The 15,881-nt window shown below is 43.8% G+C and carries 14 protein-coding genes; 12 read left to right on the top strand and 2 right to left on the bottom strand.

The features are described from left to right. Window positions 1-17: 17 nt before the first annotated feature. Complete coding sequence (locus BM739_RS13360; protein ID WP_076541417.1) at window positions 18-596, bottom strand: chorismate lyase; 579 nt, start codon at window positions 594-596, stop codon at window positions 18-20. Between the two features lie 107 nt (window positions 597-703). Here BM739_RS13360 and BM739_RS13355 point away from each other — a divergent pair, with 107 nt between their 5' ends. Further along, complete coding sequence (locus BM739_RS13355) at window positions 704-1,105, top strand: flagellar basal body-associated protein FliL (RefSeq protein ID WP_076541415.1); 402 nt, start codon at window positions 704-706, stop codon at window positions 1,103-1,105. Window positions 1,106-1,116: 11 nt separating this feature from the next. Continuing rightward, the gene (gene rlmF, locus BM739_RS13350) at window positions 1,117-2,169 is read left to right on the top strand and encodes a 23S rRNA (adenine(1618)-N(6))-methyltransferase RlmF (RefSeq protein WP_076541413.1); all 1,053 of its coding nucleotides are present in this window, start codon (window positions 1,117-1,119) and stop codon (window positions 2,167-2,169) included. Between the two features lie 73 nt (window positions 2,170-2,242). On the opposite strand, the gene BM739_RS13345 is transcribed toward rlmF, so the two are convergent. Continuing rightward, the gene (locus BM739_RS13345; RefSeq protein ID WP_076541411.1) at window positions 2,243-3,082 is read right to left on the bottom strand and encodes a formate dehydrogenase accessory sulfurtransferase FdhD; all 840 of its coding nucleotides are present in this window, start codon (window positions 3,080-3,082) and stop codon (window positions 2,243-2,245) included. 402 nt (window positions 3,083-3,484) lie between these two features. Between BM739_RS13345 and BM739_RS13340 the strand changes: the two genes are divergently transcribed. The 10 genes from BM739_RS13340 (at window position 3,485) to BM739_RS13295 (ending at window position 15,873) form a co-directional block, all read left to right on the top strand. After that, on the top strand, window positions 3,485-3,949 hold the full coding sequence (locus BM739_RS13340) for a DUF3305 domain-containing protein (protein ID WP_076541409.1): 465 nt from the start codon (window positions 3,485-3,487) through the stop codon (window positions 3,947-3,949). After that, complete coding sequence (locus BM739_RS13335) at window positions 3,949-4,590, top strand: DUF3306 domain-containing protein (protein WP_076541407.1); 642 nt, start codon at window positions 3,949-3,951, stop codon at window positions 4,588-4,590. The genes BM739_RS13340 and BM739_RS13335 overlap by 1 nt, the downstream gene beginning before the upstream one ends. A 152-nt stretch (window positions 4,591-4,742) precedes the next feature. Continuing rightward, entirely contained in the window at window positions 4,743-6,422 is a 1,680-nt protein-coding gene (locus BM739_RS13330) for a 4Fe-4S binding protein (protein WP_076541405.1), read from the top strand. Between the two features lie 10 nt (window positions 6,423-6,432). Next, on the top strand, window positions 6,433-7,128 hold the full coding sequence (locus tag BM739_RS13325; RefSeq protein ID WP_076541403.1) for a molecular chaperone: 696 nt from the start codon (window positions 6,433-6,435) through the stop codon (window positions 7,126-7,128). Between the two features lie 137 nt (window positions 7,129-7,265). After that, window positions 7,266-7,469: a twin-arginine translocation signal domain-containing protein gene (locus BM739_RS13320; protein WP_076541401.1), complete on the top strand. Its 204-nt coding sequence runs from the start codon at window positions 7,266-7,268 to the stop codon at window positions 7,467-7,469. Between the two features lie 17 nt (window positions 7,470-7,486). Beyond that, a complete protein-coding gene (locus tag BM739_RS13315; RefSeq protein ID WP_076541399.1) occupies window positions 7,487-10,336 on the top strand; it encodes a formate dehydrogenase subunit alpha in 2,850 nt (949 codons plus the stop codon). 26 nt (window positions 10,337-10,362) lie between these two features. Continuing rightward, window positions 10,363-10,959 carry a formate dehydrogenase FDH3 subunit beta gene (fdh3B, locus tag BM739_RS13310; RefSeq protein ID WP_076541397.1) on the top strand — a complete coding sequence of 199 codons (597 nt, stop codon included), beginning with the start codon at window positions 10,363-10,365 and terminating at the stop codon, window positions 10,957-10,959. 48 nt (window positions 10,960-11,007) lie between these two features. Further along, complete coding sequence (locus tag BM739_RS13305; protein WP_076541395.1) at window positions 11,008-12,018, top strand: formate dehydrogenase subunit gamma; 1,011 nt, start codon at window positions 11,008-11,010, stop codon at window positions 12,016-12,018. 784 nt (window positions 12,019-12,802) lie between these two features. Continuing rightward, the gene (locus tag BM739_RS13300; RefSeq protein WP_076541393.1) at window positions 12,803-13,000 is read left to right on the top strand and encodes a formate dehydrogenase; all 198 of its coding nucleotides are present in this window, start codon (window positions 12,803-12,805) and stop codon (window positions 12,998-13,000) included. Between the two features lie 17 nt (window positions 13,001-13,017). Continuing rightward, the gene (locus BM739_RS13295) at window positions 13,018-15,873 is read left to right on the top strand and encodes a formate dehydrogenase subunit alpha (protein WP_076541391.1); all 2,856 of its coding nucleotides are present in this window, start codon (window positions 13,018-13,020) and stop codon (window positions 15,871-15,873) included. Window positions 15,874-15,881 lie beyond the last annotated feature (8 nt).

The raw sequence follows: 15,881 nt of genomic DNA, 5'->3' as shown, positions 1-15,881 counted from the left end.
CTTTCATTGGGTTAGTTTTAACCAGATTGCTTTAGTGTTAAGGCGTTAATTTGCTTAACCGCATAAGGAAGGAAAATTTCGCTCACAATAATATCTTGGTTGGCTAAATTAAAGTAACGGCGACGCCCCCAAAGTGAAGAGCTGACCGGTTGGGATAGGCGGGTTGCCAGTTGGGCTAGCTTAGTGCAGCTTTCAAATTCAGCGACCTCGATTTTTCCCGGAACAATATCAGCACTGGTAAACAGTAGCTCACCCAATGGCCGCTTACCTAAGGCTTTAAAGTTGTGTTGATCATTGGCTAGGTTTTCAGGGATCAAGGTGCGTGCAAATACCCAAGGCTGGCCATCAAGGCACAGCAGTACTTCTCTTACCCAAACCTGCTTTTGCTGCGGGCATTCCCCTGCTAATGGTGTAGTAAGTTGTTCGCCAAGTACTTTAACTTCAAATTCGTGGCAACAGCCTTTAAGCTTTTGAGTTAAACTACCGGTAGCGAGTAACCATTCTTTTAGTGCCGATTGCGGCATAGAATTAATTGCATCAGGTGAAAACCACTGGATTGATTCACCATACGGGAAGCTAAGACTGGTCACGTTCATTCAATACTCGTTACAATATACTCAAACGAGTGCAGTTTATCATGACAGAGCAATGGCTGGATAGCCGCTGCTATTAGGCAGATTTAAATAATGGAGTTTGATTAACGATGGCAAAGTACCTATTCGCAGTTTTAGTTGCACTGTTTTTTTCCCTCAATGCACATAGCGCAGATGGCAAAAGCACTGGAAACTTTGCTTACTATGGTTTCGAGCCTGACATAGTCACTAATTATATCTCTAACCGTAAAAAACTTGGTTTTGTAAAAATCAGTGTTGAGTTAATGGTTAAAGATCCTAAACACTTACAGCAGATAGAGCACCATGATCCGTTACTGCGAGCCGCCATCGTTGAAGTGCTAGGAAATCAGCCTGAAGACAAGGTTAAGTCCTTGACCGGACGAGAGGATATTCGTCGTGAGTGCTTTGAAACGGTTAATCGACTGCTAGAAGCTGAAACGGGTGAACAGTCCGTGGTTAATTTACTGTTTACTAAATACCTATATGATTAATGAACATTTGCATGAAAAACAGTAAAACTGGCAACAAAACGAACAAGCAAACATCTGCGCCGGCTAAGGTGACAACCAAAGGCGCTGCTCATACTCAAGTTAAAACACTACACCCGCGAAATAAGCATAATCAAGGTTATGATTTCGAAGGGTTAATAAAAAAGTGTCCCAAATTGTCCCACTTTGTCAGACCAAACCCCTACGGTAATCTTTCAATCGACTTTTCAGATCCTGAGGCGGTCAAAAGCCTCAACGCAGCAATTTTATTGACTGATTATCACATTGAGCAGTGGGACATTCCGGCAGGATTCTTGTGCCCACCAGTACCTGGTCGAGTAGATTATTTGCATTATATTGCTGATTTACTGGCTGTTAATGGCAAAGCGCCTAAGGGAACTAAGATCCGCGCATTAGATATTGGTACCGGTGCTAATGGTATTTATCCATTATTAGGGGTTAAAAGCTATGGTTGGCAGTTTGTCGCCAGCGATATCGACCCAGTTTCAATTGCCAATGTCGCTGAAATTATTAACCATAACCCTGATTTAGCATCGAAAATAGATCTGCGCGAGCAGGCTAATCCTCAAGCTATTTTTAGCGGAATTATCGGGGATAATGAGCGCTTTGATATTACGCTGTGCAACCCGCCATTTCATCGCTCATTAGCCGAAGCGAGCCAAGGCAGCGCCAAGAAAAATGCCAATTTAGCCGCCAACAGAGCGAAAAAGCACAGCCAAAAGCCAGCCGTTAGCTCAAGTAGCGCCGCACTTAATTTTGGTGGGCAAAAAGCCGAGTTATGGTGTGAAGGCGGTGAGCAGCAGTTTTTGGCTAATATGATCAAAGAAAGTCAGCAATTTGGGCAACACTGTCTGTGGTTTAGCTCATTAGTGTCCAAGTCTGAAAACCTAAAGCCCTGTTATCAACTATTAAAACAGTTAAATACCGATAATGTGCAGACCATTGAAATGAAGCAAGGCAATAAAATTACCCGGGTTTTAGCTTGGAGTTATTTGCCTGAAGCGGCAAGAAAGCAGTGGGCTAAACTTAGGCATAATGCGATTTAGCACTGGGGTATATGGTGAGTGATAACAAGGTGAACATCACCTTGTTATTAATGATTTACGCTAATAGATAACGCTAAACTTTCATCGCATCAAATTCAATATTGTCTGCGCCATGGTAAACCAAGAAGTGACGCCCCTTGGCTCTGGCAATAATAGTGATCCCCAGCTTTTGAGCTAATTCTAACCCCATCTGAGTGACACCACTGCGCGATAACAATACTGGTATACCCATTTTGGCAATTTTTATCACCATTTCAGAGGTTAAACGGCCAGTGGTATAGAAAATCTCATCGTGGCCATTTTCACCTTCAAGCCACATATCACCCGCGAGGGTATCAACCGCGTTATGGCGGCCAACATCTTCAATGAAAGCTAAAATCTGGTCGTCTTTACAAATGCCGCAACCATGCACGGCGCCGGCATTTTTATAGGTCTCGTTATAAGCGCTAATGTTTTTTAGCAGGCTATATAAGGTTGATTGTTGTAATTGGGGCGTTGGCAGCTTGATATCATCAAGCCCTTGCATGAAACCACCGTAAACAGTGCCTTGACCGCAACCTGAAGTGACGGTTTTTTCAGATAATTGTTTATCTAAATCAGCGGTTTGCTCTTTAGTCAAAATGGCTGCAGAGTTAACATCCCAATCAACGATAATTGATTCAAGTAAGCTGGCATCGTTAATAAAGCCTTGATTTTTCAAGTAACCTAAAGCTAATGACTCAGGTTTTGCGCCCAAGGTCATTAAGGTCACTATGGGTTGCCAGTTCAAATATACCGTCAATGGTCTTTCACAGGCCACGAATTTATCAACACTTTCTCCTTGCTCATTAATTGCTTTAACCGCAATTGTAAGGGGAACTTCAGCATTGGTTTTGACCAGTTTAAGCGATTTATTAGCATTTGATTGGGTCATTGAAAGTGTGGCCTCTGCAATAGTTAACTAGCTCGGTAGTGAGGATCGTAATGAAAACTAATTAACTATCAGCATAGCAACTTTTATTCCCGAGGCGGCAATGTAGTTTGTAAATGCGTGATCTAACTCTGATGTTAATCAGCAGCGACTAATTAACGTAGCCTTATGTCCTAGTATAATTAGCAATATAGACAAATTGTCCTACTCTTAATGGTAATTAGGAGATCTGGGTCTAGTTTTTTGATCCTATTCATCTGGCACTATTTTTGCAGGATACTGAATAGCTAAGAGAAATAAAGTGGTTTTTAGCCTCTAAAAATAACTAAGAGCAACTTTTAAGTTGTTGTTAATATGTGTTTTTATTTATTTCTTGTGAATTTATGTTTTAAGGGCAAGGCTTGTATGCAACACACAGAAAATGTTTGGCCTATGTATGTTTCGCTTAGAAAAGTCGAAAAAATGATGGGACGTTGGCCGTCAATCACTTGGGAAGTGGAACAAATGGTTCCTGCGACTCATGAGGCACCTGAAGGGGCCAAATTAATATTGTTTCAACTTTATAAAGATGAACGTGGCAGTTACCGGATAAATTTAGACATGGATAACACCATGTTATATATCGTTTGTGATGAGTTATCAGATGGTACTTGGGTTCCTGCAGCTATCTCAGCAGACCAAAATATTGCCGCAGCCTGTTTGGAGTCTGAAACCCCAGTGCTGAATATCCCAATGCCAGAAGCGCTGGCGTGTTGGGTTGAAGCTTTCATTACCCGTCATGGCGAAGTTGAAATATCAGCTAAACGCCGTAAGCATGTGAACCGCCGAAAGGATACTGGCCCTAGCACAGATCACCTTCGGAGACATTAATGAGCAATAATTCGAAAGGTTTTTTCTCTCGTTGGACTGAGCGTCGCGAGCAAGTTGAAGCAGAAGCGGCTCGTGAGACAGAGGCCGCCCGTGAGGCTGAGCTACAGCAACAAGCTGTGGCGGCAGAGGCAGAAAGCCTTGCCGACTCTGCCACTGAGGATGCCATACAAGACGCGCCTCAGGCTGAGAAGGTCCTTGAAGCTAAAGATTTACCGGATCCAGAAAAAATTGAAGTTGGAGGCAGTTTTGCTTCGTTTATGGGGGCGAATGTATCACCTCAAGCGAAATCAGCAGCGTTAAAAGCACTGTGGAAACAACCCCAATACAATGAAATCGACGGCTTACTCGAGTACGCCCTTGATTACAGTAATCAACCTAAATTGTCTGCCGAAGTTTCGGCTGAATTAGTTAAAAAAGTCTTCCGTAATGTTGTAAAAGACAAAGAAGAAACGGAAGAGCAAGCGTTACTTGCTCGTGAGGATGATGACACAGTTGTTGATGAAACTGATGCCTCGCCAGTATTAGATGATAAGAGCGAAATCGTGTCTGCCACTGACTTAGATAGCAACCAAGACCAGAGTGATGTTCTGGGAATGGTCGATGAAGAAGCTATAACGGCTTCAAGTAGCGCTAAGGTTTAGTGTGTAGTTAAAAATTTTAGTCCACTATTTAGCGTATAAGGTGTTTTGTTTATCATTTTAAGCTGATGTATTTAAATTAATTTTTAAGTGCAAAATGGATTTGCAGCCTTGATAAATCACCTAAGCGTTAAAAAACTGTTCAGGAACGCAATGTGAGCAATAGTCAAACCCCGCTAGAACTAAAACAAGTTCGCCAGCAGGTATTAGCACAGACTCAAGTGATCCAAAACTTGATCCCGCCAACAGTCAGTTATACCACTGAAGGCAATGTGTTAGTCATCGGCCCAGAAGATTTGGCCCGATTAGCTGCGGATAAACTGTCAACCATGGCCAATACGGTTATTTTGGCAAACGAAGCCATTACCAGCCAAGATGAAGATCATCTTGAAGCGGTAATGAACGCTGCTGTAAATAGCGAAAGCTATTACAACAAACTCATTTCTGTAAAAGGCTTTTTAGGTCAGTTTCAGGTAACCGTTGAGAATGAAGGCGCTGGTGAAAACCAAGCGGCGACTGAGTTAAGTCTTGTTGCTATTCGTAAACCGCATTTTGATATGGTTTTAGACCTGAGCATGTCGCCATGTCTTAACCTTGAAATGCTACCTCCAGGTTATTTCTACGTCGGCCAAGATGCAGCTAAATTAGCTGATGCCCTAGAGCAAATTCCAGATTTAGTTGGTGAATTTGATAAGCCACGTTATGTGAAAGTGAACAGTGATATCTGTGCCCATAACCGTAATGGCGTCAATGGCTGTAATCGCTGTTTAAACTTCTGCCCAGCAGATGCAATTAGCAGCATCGAACAAAAAATCGAAATCGACCCTTACCTTTGTCATGGCGCGGGTAGTTGTACCAATGCTTGCCCTACAGGGGCTATCGCATTTGATTTACCAACGCCACAAGCACTGCATAGTTACCTGCAAAAGCTCATTAGTCGTTACCTAGAGCAAGCTCAAGCTGCGCCAGTGATTTTGTTCCATGACAGCGGCGTTGGGGCTGAATTAATTACTGCTGAACTTGCGGGCGATATTATTCCGGTTGAGTTAGAAGAGATTACTGTTGCCAGTATTGACCACTGGATGTCGTCACTTGCATGGGGCGCGCGTCAGGTACTGATCCTTAATACTGATGCCACCGCACCCACTTTAACGCAAATGTTAAATGGTGAGCTAATATTAGCTAATAGCATTCTAGATGAAATGGGTCAGCCACAGCGCATTAGCTTGATAGACACCCAAGCATTAGCAGACTTAGATGACAAGTTAGCCATAAGCCTTGATTGGCCATTAACAGTGCCAGCGGCATTCGCCCCTAGCACTAAGCGTGACACCTTATATGCCGCCGTTGATCACTTAAACCAGCAGGCATCGGCGACTGATAGCGCCATTGCAATGAGCAATGTGCCTTACGGTGTGGTTAACGTCGAAGTTGATAAATGTACCTTGTGTATGTCTTGTGTAGCAACTTGCCCAACACAAGCATTAACCGATGGTGGTGAATCACCGTCACTGCATTTTGTAGAGCAAGACTGTGTGCAATGTGGTTTATGTGAAACCTCTTGTCCTGAAAGCGTGATTAGCTTAACGCCGCAAATCAATTTGGACCAAGCATCACGTCAACAGCGTCAAACGTTAAAAGAAGAGCCTCCGTTCGAGTGTATTCGTTGCGGAACCGCTTTTGCTACACAATCGATGGTTCATAGAATGATCGATATGATTGGTGGACATTCTGCATTTAACGCCAATATTGAGCGCCTAAAAATGTGTGGTGATTGCCGCGTAAAAGATATGTTTGAAGACATTCTTGAAGACCCAGAGAAGCAACTTCGATAAGAGATCCAATATGACCGAATTAGTTAGAGAAATTTCAGAAAACGATCAGCTACGGGCAGATATTTACCAATTATTAGCTGCATTACTACGTCGTCAACCAAGTGAAGAATTGTTGTCATTTTTAGCTGACATCGAAATAGAAACAGAAGCTGAAGATGATAATGACATGAGCTCGGCTTGGCTGGCGCTAAAGGCGGCGGCGACCCAGTACACACAAGAGCAACTTGAAGACGAATACTTCAATATTTTCTTCGGTGTTGGCCGTGGTGAAGTATTGCCATACGGCAGCTGGTTTATGACAGGCTCGTTAATGGATAAACCATTAGCATTGTTACGCCAAGATTTAATGCAATTAGGTTTTGCTCGTGAAGAAGACGTTAAAGAGCCAGAAGATCACGTTGCCGCATTATGTGAAGTGATGGGCACCTTGATTTTAGAGGCGCCAGGTTATCGTCAACTGGCATTTTATCAGCGCCATATTGGTAGCTGGGTTGAGCGTTTTTGCGACACCTTAGCGCAAACGCCAAGTGCAGCATTTTATGTACCTGTGGCGCAGTTAGCAAAAGCATTTTTCGTCATTGAAGCCAATGAATTTGAGCAACTTAGCTTGGATATTCCAGTGAACTGCCCAGGTTCTGAAGCTGAAAAGGCGGCTGCTGACGAGACAGACAAGATTGAACCTTCAACCAATGAACTTGCCTCTTAGGTAAGTTTTAGGCTGTTGGTGCAAAGATTTATGCCGCTGGGCTTTGGCCCAGTGGCATAGACTGAAAAGGAAGGTAACTTCCATAAAAACAGAGAGTAAATTTACTCTTATAACACGCGTTAAATTAAGGAGAGACTATGAAGAAGCAAGCTTCCGACATGGGTCGTCGTCAAATGCTAAAAGCATTGGCTGTCGGCAGTGCCGCTGGCGCAGTTGCCACTGTTAGCGGACAAGCTCTTGCCGCCTCACCAAAAGCTGCACCAGTTGCAGGCAAAAGTGATGGCTACAGAGAAACAGACCATGTACGTAGTTATTACGACACATTACGTAGTAGCAAGTAATTTAAGGAGAATATGTGATGCGATTAACCCGCAAAACAGAGAACGTTCAAGGGGCAGATAAACCTGCACTTGGACTCAATCGCCGCCAATTTTTGAAGTCTGCAACCCTTGCTACAGGTGGTATTGCTGCCGCTTCAATGCTTGGCGCTGGCATGATGCGTAAAGCTGAAGCAAAAGATGTTGCTTACGATGCGCCAACTGAAGTTAAACGTACTATTTGTTCTCACTGTTCGGTGGGCTGTGGTATTTATGCTGAAGTACAAAATGGTGTTTGGACAGGTCAAGAGCCTGCATTTGATCATCCATTTAACTCAGGCGGTCACTGTGCTAAAGGTGCTGCACTGCGCGAAGTTGGCCATGGTGAGAAACGTCTTAAGTACCCAATGAAGCTGGAAGGCGGAAAATGGAAAAAACTTTCTTGGGATCAAGCCATTGAAGAAATTGGCCAAAAAGCCCTCGATATTCGTGAAGAGTCTGGCCCTGATTCAGTATTTTTCATGGGTAGTGCGAAGTTTTCAAACGAACAATCTTATATGTATCGCAAATTAGCGGCAATGTGGGGCACGAATAACATCGACCACTCTGCACGAATTTGTCACTCTACCACTGTAGCTGGTGTTGCAAACACTTGGGGCTATGGTGCGCAATCAAATTCTTTTAACGACATGCGTAACTCGAAAGCGATGATGTTTATCGGTTCGAACCCTAGTGAAGCTCACCCAGTTGCTATGCAACACATCCTTGAAGGTAAAGAGCGCGGCGCGAAAATTATTGTTGTCGACCCTCGTTTTACCAGAACAGCAGCCAAAGCTGATGAGTATGTGCATATTCGTCCAGGTACGGATATTCCTTACATTTATGGTTTGTTGTGGCATATTTTTGAAAATGGCTGGGAAGATCAAGGCTTTATTGACCAACGTGTTTACGGCATGGAACGTATCCGCGAAGAAGCTAAGAAATGGAACCCTGCAGAAGTTGAAAATGTTGCTGGTGTACCTGAAGCGCAAATGCATCGTGTTGCTAAGTTATTAGCAGAAACTAAGCCGGGCACCGTGGTTTGGTGTATGGGTGGTACTCAGCATCATATCGGTAATGCCAACACTCGCGCTTACTGTATCTTACAGTTAGCCCTAGGCAACATGGGTGTCTCTGGTGGTGGTACTAATATTTTCCGTGGCCATGACAATGTTCAAGGCGCGACTGATTTTGGTCTACTTTACGATAACTTACCTGGCTACTACGGTTTATCAACTGGCGCATGGGCTCATTGGGCAAATGTGTGGGATCTTGAGCCAAGCTGGATTAAAGCGCGTTTTGACCAAGGTGAATACTTAGGTCAATCTCCGCAAACCTCACCGGGTATTCCTTGTTCGCGTTGGCATGATGGTGTTCTTGAAGATAAGGGCAAAATTGCTCAGCAAGACAATATCCGTATGTCATTTTTCTGGGGGCAATCAGTTAACACTGAAACCCGTGGTCGTGAAATACGTGAAGCATTGAACAAGCTAGATACGGTTGTGGTAGTGGATCCATACCCAACAATGGCCGGTGTCATGCATCAGCGCCAAGACGGTGTATATTTGTTACCTGCAGCAACCCAGTTTGAAACTTATGGTTCAGTGTCTGCTTCAAACCGTTCACTGCAGTGGCGTACTAAAGTTATTGAGCCGCTGTTCGAGTGTAAACCCGATCATACGATCATGTACCTATTAGCGAAAAAATGGGGCATTGAAGCTGAATTCTGTAAGCATATTAAAGTGAATGGTGAAGAGCCATTGATTGAAGATATGACCCGTGAATTCAACAAAGGTATGTGGACCATTGGTTACACAGGCCAAAGCCCTGAGCGTTTGAAAATGCACCAAGAAAACTGGGGCACGTTCAATATTGAAAGCTTAGAAGCACCCGGTGGCCCAGCTAAAGGTGAAACTTATGGTTTACCTTGGCCGTGTTGGGGAACCCCAGAAAATAAACATCCAGGTACCCAAATCCTTTACCGCACAGGTCGTGAAGTGAAACACGGTGGTGGTAACTTCCGTGCACGTTACGGTGTTGAGCATGATGGTAATAACATCCTTGCTGAAGGTTCTTATTCAAAAGGATCTGAAATCAAAGATGGTTATCCAGAGTTTACTGCAGACATGCTGAAACAACTTGGCTGGTGGGATGACTTAACTGCAGAAGAGAAAGTTCACGCTGAAGGTAAAAACTGGAAAACTGATATTTCTGGTGGTATTCAACGTGTGGCAATCAACCATGGTTGTATGCCTTACGGTAATGCCAAAGCACGTTGTATTGTGTGGAATTTCCCAGACGATATTCCGCTACATCGTGAACCGCTTTATACCCCACGTCGTGACTTAGTGTCTAAGTATCCAACCTACGAAGATCGTATGGTTGCACGTCTTCCTACTCTGTATAAGTCTATTCAAGACAAAGACTTTGCAAAAGACTTCCCATTAGCTGTAACCACGGGTCGCTTAGTTGAGTATGAAGGTGGTGGTGAAGAAACGCGCTCAAATCCATGGCTTGCTGAACTTCAGCAAGAAATGTTTATTGAGATTAACCCTGCAGATGCAGCCGACCGCGGCTTACGTGATGGTGATGATGTATTCGTTCACAGTCCAGAAGGCGCTAAAATTACAGTTAAAGCGATGGTGACTCCACGAGTCATTGCTGGTGAATGTTTCATGCCATATCACTTTGCGGGTGTATTCGAAGGCGAAAGTCTGGCGAAAAACTACCCTGAAGGAACCGTGCCTTACATTATTGGTGAAGCTGCCAATACGGTAATGACCTATGGTTATGATGTTGTGACTCAGATGCAAGAGACGAAGTCTAGCTTGTGTCAGATCAGCAAAGCCTAATTAACTTGATGAGGAGATAAGCCATTATGGCAGTCATGAAATTTTTGTGTGACACCAAACGCTGCATCGAGTGTAACGGTTGCGTCACAGCTTGTAAGAACGAAAACGATTCCGCTTTAGAGTGGGGTATTCAGCGTCGCCGCGTGGTCACTATCAACGATGGTGCACCCGGTGAAGCATCAATCTCTGTTGCATGTATGCATTGTACCGATGCACCTTGTATGGCCGTGTGTCCGGCGGATTGTTTCTATCAAACCGACGATGGCATTGTGCTACACGATAAAGATACTTGTATCGGTTGTGGTTACTGTTTTTATGCATGTCCTTTTGGGGCGCCACAGTTCCCGAAAAAGACCGCATTTGGTAGCCGCGGTAAAATGGATAAATGTACTTTCTGTGCCGGTGGCCCAGAAGAAAACCATTCCGATGCCGAGCGTCAGAAGTACGGTGCAAACCGTATTGCTGAAGGTAAGTTACCTATGTGTGCTGAGCTTTGTTCAACTAAAGCCCTGCTTGCTGGTGATGCCGAAATCGTATCGAGTATCTATCGCGAACGTATGTCTAAGCGCGGTAATCCGAATACTATTTGGGGCTATGATCCTAAAACGGGTGATATGGTTTAGACAGTGCAAAGGTTACGGGCTGTGCCCGTAACCAAGCAAGGAGTGACAATGTTAAACAAACAGTTAAACAAATCACTGCGTAGCTTGTTTGCTCTGTTGGTTCTGGTGATGGGGTTAGGTTTTACAACCGCAACCTTAGCAGCAGATGAACAATCAAGTAAGCAGCAGGCAGGGAAGGAAAACCCGGCTGAATTATGGCGAGCAGTTAAAGCTGGCGACTCAGGCTTTACCACTGCTCAAGGTATTGAGCCTGGCGTACTGATCAATGTTGCCGGTAATGAAGGTCGACATATTAAAAATGAGTACCTTAATCCAATAATGGTTTTGGCTGTTGTGGGTGTGTTTGGTGCATTTTTACTGTTTTACCTCATTAATGGCCCAGCGAAGTTAAGTAAAGGCTTTTCAGGCAAGATGTTGGAGCGATGGACTAAGGCAGATATTACGCTGCATTGGATCATGGCAGTTTCCTGTCTGATATTAGTATTTACAGGCTTAATGGTCATGCTAGGCAAGTTTGCTATCCAACCCTATGTCAGCGCTGGTATTTGGGCTGGTGTTATTGGTTTTAGTAAACTAGTACATGATTGGACAGGTCCTGTCTTTATCGTATCTTGGTTAGTGTGTATCGTTAAGTGGATGCCTCTGCAAACCTTTAAGATGTATGATTTAAAATGGTTTTTAGTGGTCGGTGGTTACATCAATTTTGGTCCGTTTAAAGGTAAGCATCCAAATAGTGGTTTTGCCAACGCCGGTGAAAAAATGTGGTTTTGGACTTTAGTGTTCTTTGGCCTATTCATCAGTGTTTCTGGCATCATGCTAGTGTTACCGGGTTTAGATTTACCCCGTGAAGCTTCAATGGCCGCGCTACTTATTCACGGCATTAGTGCTGCGATTCTCATTGCATTTACCATTGTGCATATTTGGATGGCAACAGCATTGTGTGAAGGTGGTATGGAAGCCATGGTTTCAGGGTATTGTGATGAAAACTGGGCAATGCAGCATCACAACGTTTGGTACGATGAAATCAAGGCAAATGGCACGTTAAAATATCAGAAGTAATAATGACTTAGCATATTTTTAGTTTGTGCTTAAAACACCTCAACAGAGTCTATCTCGTTGAGGTGTTTTTATATCTGCCTGCTGGCGGAATGGGTCGTTTGCCAATACTGATTTTATTGCTCACTGCTGGGCGAATAAACCGCTTAATTTAGGCCGCTATTCCAACAGCTATTCCAACAGCTATTCCAAGAGCTATTCCAAGAGCTATTTGGACCAATTTTAGTGGCTTATTGATTGCAGTTATTACTGAACTTTCTCGGACGCTTTCTGCGTGCAACTCATGCTCACAAGTAACTTGCTTGTTAATATTTACTGAGTGATTTGTGGGCAGCTAACTTTTGGTTATTTTAATAACCAAAAGCACTATAGGTACAGGTTGTAAGTCCTAAAAGTTATATGGTTGCTATGGTGTTTATTTAGACAAAAACTGTATAAAAATCCTTTTAACTCAATCGCCTTGTTAAATTATTTAACATTGTAAATGCAGCTAAAACCCCACCCAAAAGTCTTGCTCTCACACGGCATGTTTTGAAAACATGACTCAGTTAACGCTTTCTTCATTTAATGGCTATTTTTGGCCAATGAACTGGTGTCAGATCATATTATTTCAGCCCCTCTCTCTATATATTAGCGGCGTAAATTTGTGGACTAGATTCATTTATATGTGTTTTTACCTTTTTAGTTCATTTACTTAACTGCTTATTAACAGTGGTGTTTAGTAACTAAAAAGGCCTAAAAGGGCATCTGCATGATAAGCAGGTGTGTATTAAACCCAGGAGTAAAGATGAAGAAGCAACAGCCTGATCTGAATCGCAGATCTTTGCTGAAAGCCATCACCGTAGGTAGCGCCGCTACTGCAGCAATTGCTGTTTCAGGTGCGAGTGTGGCAAAAGCAACCGAGAGTAACATTAGTATCAAAGGTTCTAATGGTTACAAAGAAACTGCGCATATTCGTAGCTACTACGATAGCTTACGCGGATAATTCAGGAGAAATAAGCGATGAAATTAACTCGCAAGTCTACTGCAGCACCTAAGGCTGCTAGCAAGTCGCTCGGTATCAACCGTCGTCAATTTATGAAGAATGCAGGTATTGCAACTGGTGGTATCGCCGCAGCTTCATTAATGGGCACTGGCATGATGCGTCGAGCTGAAGCAAAAGAAATTGCTCATGATGCACCAACTGAAATCAAACGTACTGTATGTTCTGCATGTGCTGTTGGTTGTGGTTTATACGCTGAAGTACAAAATGGTGTTTGGACAGGTCAAGAGCCTGCATTTGATCACCCGTTCAATGCTGGTGGACACTGTGCTAAAGGTGCTGCATTACGTGAACATGGTCACGGTGAGAAGCGTCTTAAATACCCAATGAAATTGGTTGATGGCAAGTGGAAGAAACTATCTTGGGAGCAAGCTTACAACGAAGTTGGCGACAAGATGCTAGATATCCGTGAAGAGTCAGGTCCTGATTCAGTTTACTTCATGGGTAGTGCTAAGTTCTCAAACGAAGGTTGTTACATGTACCGTAAATTTGCGGCTATGTGGGGCACAAACAACATCGATCACTCAGCACGTATTTGTCACTCTACCACTGTAGCTGGTGTTGCAAACACTTGGGGCTACGGTGCGCAAACTAACTCTTTCAATGATATCCAGAATGCAAATGCAATCTTCTTCATCGGTGCAAACCCGGCTGAAGCGCATCCAGTTGCAATGCAGCATATCTTATTAGCGAAAGAGAAAAACAACGCGAAAATCATCGTTGTTGATCCTCGTTTCTCACGTACTGCAGCGCATGCTGACCTACATTGTGGTCTACGTCCCGGTACTGATATTCCATTCATTTACGGTATGCTTTGGCACATCTTTGAAAATGGTTGGGAAGACAAGACGTTCATCAAAGAACGTGTTTTCGAAATGGAATCAATTCGCGAAGAAGTGAAAAAATTCCCGCCTAAAGAAGTTGCTGATGTAACTGGCTGTAGCGAAGAAGAAGTTTACCAAGCTGCGAAAATGATGGCAGATAACCGTCCAGGTACTGTTGTTTGGTGTATGGGTGGTACTCAGCATCACGTGGGTAACGCTAACACTCGTGCTTACTGTATCCTTCAATTAGCCCTTGGTAACATGGGTGTATCTGGTGGCGGAACAAACATTTTCCGTGGTCACGATAACGTACAGGGTGCAACTGACTTAGGTTTGTTATTTGATAACTTACCAGGTTACTACGGTCTAACTTCAGGCGCTTGGGATCACTGGACTAACGTTTGGGATCTTGAAAAATCTTGGGTTAGCAACCGTTTCGATCAAGGTACTTACTTAGGTCGTGAACCAATGACCACTCCTGGTATTCCTTGTTCTCGCTGGCACGATGGTGTGTTAGAAGAGAAAGGTAAACTAGCGCAGAATGACAACATCCGTATGGCATTCTTCTGGGGTCAATCTGTTAACACTGAAACGCGTCAAAGCGAAGTGCGTGATGCATTAGACAAGATGGACACAGTTGTTGTTGTGGATCCATTCCCAACTATGGCGGGTGTTATGCATCGTCGTCAAAACGGTGTTTACTTGCTACCAGCATGTACTCAGTTTGAAACTGAAGGTTCAGTATCTAACTCTGGCCGTAGTCAGCAGTGGCGTGAAAAGGTTGTTGAGCCTTTATTCGAATCAAAAACTGACCTTGAGATCATGTACCGTCTATCTCAAAAGCTTGGTTTTGCAGAGCAATACACTAAACGTATCGCTAAAGATGCCAATGACATCCTAGTTATTGAAGACATCACTCGCGAAATCAACCGCGGTATGTGGACTATTGGTATGACAGGTCAAAGCCCTGAGCGTATCAAGCAGCACACCCAAAACTGGGGCACGTTCAGCAACAAGACTCTTGAAGCTGCTGGCGGACCTGCTAAAGGCGAAACTTACGGTTTACCTTGGCCTTGTTGGGGTACGCCAGAGCAGAAGCATCCTGGTACTCAAATCTTGTACAACACAAGCAAACACGTTAAAGACGGTGGTGGTAACTTCCGTGCACGTTATGGTGTTGAATACAAAGGTGAAAACATTCTTGCTGATGGCAGCTTCTCTAAAGGCGCTGAAATCACAGATGGCTACCCAGAGTTCTCTGCACAAATGCTTAAGCAATTAGGCTGGTGGGACGAACTAACAGCTGAAGAAAAAGCATCAGCTGAAGGTAAGAACTGGAAAACCGATTTATTAGGCGGCATCGTACGTGTTGCTGTTAAGCACGGTTGTATTCCATTCGGTAACGCTAAAGCGCGTTGTATCGTTTGGACTTTCCCAGATATCGTGCCTGTTCACCGTGAGCCGTTATACACATCTCGTCGTGATCTTGTGTCTAAGTACCCAACTTACGATGATATGCAAGTACATCGCTTACCAACACTTTATAAGTCAATCCAAGAGAAAGACACCACAGCTAAGTACCCACTAGTACTGACTTCTGGTCGTTTGGTTGAGTATGAAGGTGGTGGTGAAGAGTCTCGTTCTAACCCTTGGCTTGCAGAGCTTCAACAAGAAATGTTTGTTGAAATGAACCCTGCTGATGCCGCAGATCGCAGTCTACGTGACGGTGACACTGTGTGGTTAGAAGGTGCTGAAGGTGGCCGTATCAAGATTAAAGTGATGGTTACTCCACGCGTTAAGCCTGGTGTTACTTGGATGCCTTACCACTTTGCGGGTGTAATGCATGGCGAAAGCTTAGAAGCTAACTATCCAGAAGGTACTGTACCTTACGTTATCGGTGAATCAGCTAACACTGCAATGACTTACGGTTATGACCCTGTGACACAGATGCAGGAAACTAAGGCATCGCTTTGTCAGGTAGAGAAAGCATAACAGCAGTT

Source organism: Shewanella sp. UCD-KL21, from assembly GCF_001957135.1.
Taxonomy (GTDB): Bacteria; Pseudomonadota; Gammaproteobacteria; order Enterobacterales; family Shewanellaceae; genus Shewanella.
Note: the sequence above shows the minus strand (reverse complement) of the source record. Positions and strands in the feature narration are given on the sequence as shown.

Coding starts and splice junctions, on each gene's coding strand:
- BM739_RS13360 (WP_076541417.1), bottom strand. CDS start 596: ATGAACGTGACCAGTCTTAGCTTCCCGTATGGTGAATCAATCCAGTGG.
- BM739_RS13355 (WP_076541415.1), top strand. CDS start 704: ATGGCAAAGTACCTATTCGCAGTTTTAGTTGCACTGTTTTTTTCCCTC.
- rlmF (WP_076541413.1), top strand. CDS start 1,117: ATGAAAAACAGTAAAACTGGCAACAAAACGAACAAGCAAACATCTGCG.
- BM739_RS13345 (WP_076541411.1), bottom strand. CDS start 3,082: ATGACCCAATCAAATGCTAATAAATCGCTTAAACTGGTCAAAACCAAT.
- BM739_RS13340 (WP_076541409.1), top strand. CDS start 3,485: ATGCAACACACAGAAAATGTTTGGCCTATGTATGTTTCGCTTAGAAAA.
- BM739_RS13335 (WP_076541407.1), top strand. CDS start 3,949: ATGAGCAATAATTCGAAAGGTTTTTTCTCTCGTTGGACTGAGCGTCGC.
- BM739_RS13325 (WP_076541403.1), top strand. CDS start 6,433: ATGACCGAATTAGTTAGAGAAATTTCAGAAAACGATCAGCTACGGGCA.
- BM739_RS13320 (WP_076541401.1), top strand. CDS start 7,266: ATGAAGAAGCAAGCTTCCGACATGGGTCGTCGTCAAATGCTAAAAGCA.
- BM739_RS13315 (WP_076541399.1), top strand. CDS start 7,487: ATGCGATTAACCCGCAAAACAGAGAACGTTCAAGGGGCAGATAAACCT.
- fdh3B (WP_076541397.1), top strand. CDS start 10,363: ATGGCAGTCATGAAATTTTTGTGTGACACCAAACGCTGCATCGAGTGT.
- BM739_RS13305 (WP_076541395.1), top strand. CDS start 11,008: ATGTTAAACAAACAGTTAAACAAATCACTGCGTAGCTTGTTTGCTCTG.
- BM739_RS13300 (WP_076541393.1), top strand. CDS start 12,803: ATGAAGAAGCAACAGCCTGATCTGAATCGCAGATCTTTGCTGAAAGCC.
- BM739_RS13295 (WP_076541391.1), top strand. CDS start 13,018: ATGAAATTAACTCGCAAGTCTACTGCAGCACCTAAGGCTGCTAGCAAG.